The organism is Candidatus Hydrogenedentota bacterium (genome assembly GCA_019695095.1).
GTDB lineage: Bacteria > Hydrogenedentota > Hydrogenedentia > Hydrogenedentales > SLHB01 > JAIBAQ01.
In genome coordinates this window covers 1-6112 of sequence record JAIBAQ010000274.1, presented here as the reverse complement: position 1 = coordinate 6112, position 6112 = coordinate 1, and the positions used below count along the sequence as shown (strand labels likewise).

9 protein-coding genes are annotated in these 6112 nt (G+C 59.6%); 8 read left to right on the top strand and 1 reads right to left on the bottom strand.

Annotation, left to right across the window (positions count from 1 at the left end; genetic code table 11):
- From K1Y02_24605 to K1Y02_24570, 8 genes are all read left to right on the top strand, one after another.
- On the top strand, positions 1 to 696 hold a 696-nt coding region (locus K1Y02_24605; GenBank protein ID MBX7259564.1), incomplete at its 5' end, for a hypothetical protein.
- A 31-nt stretch (positions 697 to 727) separates the two neighbouring features.
- Entirely contained in the window at positions 728 to 1417 is a 690-nt protein-coding gene (locus K1Y02_24600) for a hypothetical protein (GenBank protein ID MBX7259563.1), read from the top strand.
- A gap of 488 nt (positions 1418 to 1905) precedes the next feature.
- Positions 1906 to 2337: a hypothetical protein gene (locus K1Y02_24595; protein MBX7259562.1), complete on the top strand. Its 432-nt coding sequence runs from the start codon at positions 1906 to 1908 to the stop codon at positions 2335 to 2337.
- Positions 2338 to 2439: 102 nt separating this feature from the next.
- Positions 2440 to 3324, top strand: coding sequence for a hypothetical protein (locus tag K1Y02_24590; protein ID MBX7259561.1), 885 nt, complete (start codon positions 2440 to 2442; stop codon positions 3322 to 3324).
- A 56-nt stretch (positions 3325 to 3380) separates the two neighbouring features.
- Entirely contained in the window at positions 3381 to 3701 is a 321-nt protein-coding gene (locus K1Y02_24585) for a hypothetical protein (protein ID MBX7259560.1), read from the top strand.
- A gap of 61 nt (positions 3702 to 3762) precedes the next feature.
- Positions 3763 to 4377, top strand: coding sequence for a cold shock and DUF1294 domain-containing protein (locus K1Y02_24580; GenBank protein ID MBX7259559.1), 615 nt, complete (start codon positions 3763 to 3765; stop codon positions 4375 to 4377).
- 546 nt (positions 4378 to 4923) lie between these two features.
- Complete coding sequence (locus tag K1Y02_24575) at positions 4924 to 5277, top strand: hypothetical protein (protein ID MBX7259558.1); 354 nt, start codon at positions 4924 to 4926, stop codon at positions 5275 to 5277.
- 103 nt (positions 5278 to 5380) lie between these two features.
- Entirely contained in the window at positions 5381 to 5812 is a 432-nt protein-coding gene (locus tag K1Y02_24570; protein ID MBX7259557.1) for a hypothetical protein, read from the top strand.
- 51 nt (positions 5813 to 5863) lie between these two features.
- Here K1Y02_24570 and K1Y02_24565 read toward each other — a convergent pair.
- The coding region (locus K1Y02_24565; protein ID MBX7259556.1) for a PQQ-dependent sugar dehydrogenase at positions 5864 to 6112 on the bottom strand (249 nt) is incomplete at its 5' end.

Genomic DNA, 6112 nt, shown 5'->3' with positions numbered 1-6112 from the left:
GATCCTCGTATGCAAAGACTTTTCGCATTGCTGCTCGTTGTCATCGCTTCACTCTTGTCAGGATGCGCCAACGTCCAACGCATGCCCTGGGAGTCCGACTCCGCGCAAGTGGCACCGCAGAAAAAGGCGGTCTACCTGATGACGGCGACCATCAGGAACGCCTACAAGGAGCTCTATCAGCCTGAATTGCTGCTCATTCATGTCTTTCGGGATGACGGAACGGCGCAACCGACCGAGATCCCGTTCCAGATGGATTCCAAGGGAATCTACAAGGGTGAAAAGGGAGATCAACCACCCAAGTACTTCATTCGTCTTGAACTCGAACCAGGCATGTACACGGTGCGAGGCATGTTCGCGAGAGGACATTCCTTTCCGTTCGCCGCGCACTTCTTTGTCCCACTCCACTCCCCTCTGAAGGTTGAGAACGTAGGCATCGCGTACCTCGGCAGCGTACAGGCAACAGTGCGGGAGCGGGTCGGGGAAGAGTTCCGCGCAGGAGCGGTGATTCCACTCGTCGATCAAGCCGTTGGGGGGGCATCAACCGGCACGTTTGATGTTGTGATTGCGGACAGATTTGACGACGATCTGGCACAGTTCCGAAAGCTGTTTCCCGGCCTTGGTCAACAGCCGGTCACTCGATCAATGCTCCCGCCCTTCGACCGGGCAAAGGCTCAAGCGTGGTGGCAAGCGAACTGAGGCCGTTCATTGACACGCAAAAAAGGTCATCATGGGGCTGTTCGATATCTTTCGTATGGGGAAAGTGGTTGCCGGCACCGTCCGGGCGGTTCGACAACAGCGCGCGCTTGGCAAAGATCTCGCCGCGCTGCCGATGCCCCGCTTCGTGGAGGAGTGCCTGGCGAATCTCAACCAGTCCGCCGGAAACTGGCAGGGGCGCGCCAGGCCCCCACATGGCTCCACCGCATCGATTGCCGCGCTCAAGCGGCTCCCCGACGACCTGACGGAGTTCTACGCCCACTGTGATGGCTTCGAGCCGGTTCACGGTGATTTTCCGGCTGCCATCTACCCCATCCACGACCTGAAACTCGGCGCCGACCACATGCCGTCGCTGTCCGCGCGCCTGGTGTCCTACTGGCAGGAGAACGGCAACGACTCCGAGAAGCCGGGCCTTCTGTCCATTCTTCCGCCTGACGACCTCGCGGCACTGGCCAGCCATGCGGCGGACAGCTATCTGAAACCGTCCCTGCTTGACGTGGCCGTTCCCCTGTGTCCCCCGCGCGGCAGTGACTTCGAGGTGATCCTTCTCACCGACTCGGGCGAACACCTTCCCCGCGGCACCGTGCTTTCCGTGGAGGGCGGCTCCGCGACCCGATACGCCAACTTCAAGACCTGGCTGGCGTCATACGCATCCTTGTTCGGTTCACTGAGTGCTGCGTTCCCCGCCCACCCCGACACCTGACAGGTCAGCCGCCACCAGCCGCAACTCCCGGGCCGGTGCGCACCCCGCGAATCACTTCATTTTTGATAGCCAAAGAAGACGTTTTTACGATGGGTATTGGCCTTTTTTACCCCAAATCACCCGCCGGAGACCTGTTTGGGCCGGCTGAGGCGTCCGCGAGCCCGACGGGTGTGCGTTTGCAAAGCCAGAGAGGCCGGTGCGTGGCCATGCCGGCAGGCCGAATCCCACCCGAACAGGGTGGTACGTTCCGGGCCATGAACGGCTATCGTCCAGCGTCCGCCGGGCTTCGCGGTGTTGGTTGACCCACACAAGGGCGAGATACAGGTGTGCCGGGTTTGAGGTCTTGTTGATGCCTGTGCAAAATCCAACACCCTCGATGCAAACCATTGATACAGAACAACTTTCAGGAAGATGCGATGACCAGAATATCCCGCACCGGCCAGTTTATCCGGCGGGATCTGCGGGATACATTACGTTATAGATCAATCATGAAACATCGACTTCTCGGCGTTACCCTCCTCGCCGCCGGTTCTGTGATGGCACAGGGGGTTGTACTCCCGCCCGACGTTGCGACGAAGAAGCCACCCGAAAGCGCGTCACCAACTGCTCGAGCGTTCGCCGGAAAGTGGCTGGGCCAATGGGATGGCCGAATGCCTCATGTCTTGGTTGTCGAAGAAGTGAAGTCGAACACGGAAGTTCAGGTCGTTTACGCGTGGCAGGAGCCACCGACGGACAACGCTTGGGGCGCAGGTTGGTACAGAACCATGGCGACACTTGAAGGGAATACGTTGAAGGTTCCGCTACGTAATGGAAATCGAGCTTGGTACGATCTCTTGCCCGACGGTAGTTTGAAGGCAGGGTACCAGCGCGCGGGTGCCTCTGGGCAGTCAGGAGCGGCCATGAAGCGAGTTGAGCCATAACATGGCCGTCAACTCGGACGCCTTGCAGCGTTCGTGCGCTACGCGCACTCCTGGCGCAAGTCGCCGGTTACGTCTACGGTAGACCGCATGGGAGCCCCCGCATTGAGCAGAGACTTGAACCCCGCCGACGAGCCGCCGATCGACACCTCTCTTGCGCACTACTTGGAGGAGAGGGCGCTCGCGATCGCCGGTGAAAAAGCAAGAACCGAAGAGGAGCGTGCTGCCGTGTCGCGACTGCTGGCGTTCCGTCAGAGCCTAATGACTGACCGTGAGGCGTTTTCTGAGGAGTCGGTTAGGAAGCGGCACGCGCGGGGCGAAATCTATTCGCCCGCGCGAGTGGCAGTGATTAACTCATACTGCCCGTCCCGAGAGTCACTTGACGATGAGGTAAAGAAAAAATACCTCCGCCAATCGGATTTCGCAGGCGTTCTGAAGGCGTACGCGCGCGTGCACTTTGGTACTGCGCTTGTTTCTATGAGGTCAATTGTTTCTGCGATGCCGAAGGACATCATTGACTCCGCGCGAAGAATGCAGCAGCTTGAGGAATCGTTCGCAAACGCATGGCTGTCTGCAATCGGTGACGAGAACTTCACCGCTGAAGTTCGCGAACTTCAGCGCGAAGCTACGGTACTCTTCCGCACCGCGAGTCGCCCAATCTATCTGGTGGCTGACTCGGTGGCAGTCGTCATGAGCGATGAGGATGCTTATGTACTGGGGAAGGCGTGGAACAAGCTCGATGCCCTGGCAGAAGCTCTGGCTATTCCTTCTCTTTCAGCGTTCATCGCATTTGAAGAAGAAGGTGTGTCGGCCGGTACCCCGGCCAGCGAAATTTTGACCGCTGTGGAAGCGCTCATAGCGGGTGTTGAAAGGAACGTTGAAAGAATGCCTTCGAAGAAGCGGGTGCTGAGCACATTGCAGACGACTAGAGCAGCACTGATAGAGTGCGAAAAGGTAGGTGGGAGTGCATTCTTTGAGGTCGATATCTAGTTGCGCGGCTATGCGGTCCAACTCCGACGTTGGGCGTCACAGACGGAAAGGAAGCCATGTCCGCAATTCATCTGATCGAAAAGAACGGTACGTCACAGGGCCTGAGGGCGGTCAACGTCAGAGCTGGACTGTGGGAGAGCGGCTATTGGAAGGTGACTGAAGATACGGCCAAGCGCCTCGTTGGCGGCAACATCTATCTGCATACGGGTTGGGCTGACCCCTCGCACTTCGGCGGAAGAATCGACTCGTACACCGTGCACTGCTCTCCAGGAAACGATGTTGATGGAAAGATCATCTTCCAGTTCACGTTCGATGCAGGCTGCCGACAGGTCCTCGCTCCGCCAGGCGCGAACGGTGAGAAGCGGATTTTCTGGTGAACTGGCTATCAATCAGCACTGGTCGGAATTCGTGGCCGAATCTGTCATAACCCGTTGACTCATGCGTTTTGAAGGCACCCTGACCTCCTGGAACGACGAACGCGGCTTCGGGCGCATCGAGTCAAACCATGGTGGTGAAGCACTCTTCGTTCATGTCTCCGCATGGCCGCGCGGCTCGGGGCGCCCGCGCGCTGGCCAGGCCGTTACCTTCGAAGTAGAGATTGGCCCCAAGGGAAAACGTGCGAAGAACATCCAGCTGGCCCCAGTGCCTCGCCAGCCTCGCCAGTCCGAGCGGGCTGCACGCGCGCAGTGGGGCACGGCCACCTTGTTCGCCATCCCTGCGTTCCTCGTGGTCTACGTTGTGGTCGCGGCAGTCTGGAAGCTTCCGCTGTGGGTAGCGGGCTTGTATGCCGGGGCAAGCGCCGCGACTTTCATCGCCTACGCCGCCGACAAGTCGGCCGCGGGTCGGGGAGCCTGGCGCACGCCGGAAAGTACCTTGCACATTCTTGCTCTCGCCGGCGGATGGCCAGGCGCACTGCTTGCGCAGCAGTTCCTGCGGCATAAGTCCACAAAGCAGCCGTTTCGCCAAGTCTTCTGGGGCACCGTGCTCATCAACGTCGTTGCGCTCGTTGTGCTGGCTTCGCCACTGCGCCAGAACGTGCTACCTTCGAATTGAGGCCCTCATCAAGAGGAACTTTCCGAATCGGTCTCAGGAAGGCAGGTTTCAGCGTCGTCACCGCTGACGGGTTTCCCCCCGCTCAGCGCGCCACCGCCTCCACCCGCAGCACCTGCCCGTGCGGGCTGTCCGTCGAATAACCCCTGCCCCCGGCTTGGCACGCCGCCACATACCGCCCGAATCGCTACAGCTTCTATAGCTGAAAAAGACCTTTTCACGGTGGGTATTGACCCATTTTTCCCGAAATCACCCGCCGGAGGCCTGTTTGGGCCGGCTGAGGCGTCCGCGAGCCCGACGGGTGTGCGTTTGCAAAGCCAGAGAGGCCGGTGCGTGGCCATGCCGGCAGGCCAAAACCCACCCGAACAGGGTGGTACGTTCCGGGCCATGAACGGCTATCGTCCAGCGTCCGGCGGGCCTGCCGGCGCTGGTTGACCTGCACAAGGGCGAGATAGAGGAGTGCCGGGTTTGAGGTCTTGTTGATACCTGTGCAAAAAGCAACGCCCTCGATGTAACCCATTGATAAAGAACAACTTTCAGGTAGATACGATGACCAGAATATCCCGCACCGGCCAACTTAGCCGGCAGAATCTGCAATACATTGCGTTAAGGCGCAACATGATCAGTCGCATCGCCAACGCCGTGAGTTCTTGGGAAGGGATTTCGCTATTCCTTTCTGTGCTTGTTGGCGTTGGTTGCCTTGCCTTCGTTGCGTTTAGCTGGAGCATGCACTTCGTTGGGTCCGGCCACTACTTCGCGGCGGGGGGCATTGCGTTGGTCTCAGTGGTTATTTCTTTGGCGGCAATCGCACGCGTACCGATGGCATTGGTACTTCTATTTGGCAGCGCTATCGTGGTTGGAACGGCGTTCTCGGTCGGGGCAAGCAATGTTGTCATGCCTTAACTGGTTCGTCGATTGTCCCCACAACGGCGGGACGCGTGCCCGTCATTCTTCACACCTGAGTGCGCCGGTGCGGTCCACTCACGGCCAACGTTAGAGCGCGCACATGGCATACGTTATCGGCGGATTGGCGTTGGTTCTTGCATATTTTGCTTGGCGCATCATGCGGGTCTTCAAGGGCGCATACGACGAGGCCTCGGCTGAAGTTGACCGAAGATGGGAGGCAGATAGGAACTTGGTTGAGGAAGCTCCATGGATCGGAAAGACCGGATTGACTGAAGAAGACGAGCGAGAATTGCCGCGATATCTGCGCCGAGAGTTCGGCGAAGTCGGGGCAGAAGATGGGTTGAGGGCAGCGGACCTTATCTACTTAGGCGTTCAGACAGATTCAGAAGGCCGTGCTCATTTCTGGAGAATTCCAAAGAGGGAAGGAGAGGACGCCTATGCCTACGCATACATCGACATCAATGCCGAGGGGTACGCGCAGTGCTACGGCTGGGGTGGACGCGAGCCACCCAGCTTGCAACCTGCGCTCTGACAGGCAGGTCGACACAGCCAGCTGGTAGAGCACCTGACCTTTCCCCCCCGCTCAGCGCGGCGCCGCCTCCACCCGCAGCAACTGCCCGCGCGGGCTGTCGGTGAGCAGGTACAGCAGGCCGTCGGGGCCCTGGCGCACGTCGCGCACGCGTTCGCCCAGGCCGGTGAGCAGCTTTTCCTCGCGGCGCACGCGGGTGCCGTCCAGCTCCAGGCGCGCCAGGTACTGGAACTTCAGTGAACCGACGAACAGGCTGCCTTTCCAGGCAGGGCCGTAGCGGTCGCTGGTCAGAAAGGCCATGCC

Excerpts from the sequence above, each read along its gene's own strand:
- K1Y02_24595 (MBX7259562.1), top strand. The coding sequence starts at position 1,906 with ATGAAACATCGACTTCTCGGCGTTACCCTCCTCGCCGCCGGTTCTGTG.
- K1Y02_24600 (MBX7259563.1), top strand. The coding sequence starts at position 728 with ATGGGGCTGTTCGATATCTTTCGTATGGGGAAAGTGGTTGCCGGCACC.
- K1Y02_24585 (MBX7259560.1), top strand. The coding sequence starts at position 3,381 with ATGTCCGCAATTCATCTGATCGAAAAGAACGGTACGTCACAGGGCCTG.
- K1Y02_24580 (MBX7259559.1), top strand. The coding sequence starts at position 3,763 with ATGCGTTTTGAAGGCACCCTGACCTCCTGGAACGACGAACGCGGCTTC.
- K1Y02_24575 (MBX7259558.1), top strand. The coding sequence starts at position 4,924 with ATGACCAGAATATCCCGCACCGGCCAACTTAGCCGGCAGAATCTGCAA.
- K1Y02_24570 (MBX7259557.1), top strand. The coding sequence starts at position 5,381 with ATGGCATACGTTATCGGCGGATTGGCGTTGGTTCTTGCATATTTTGCT.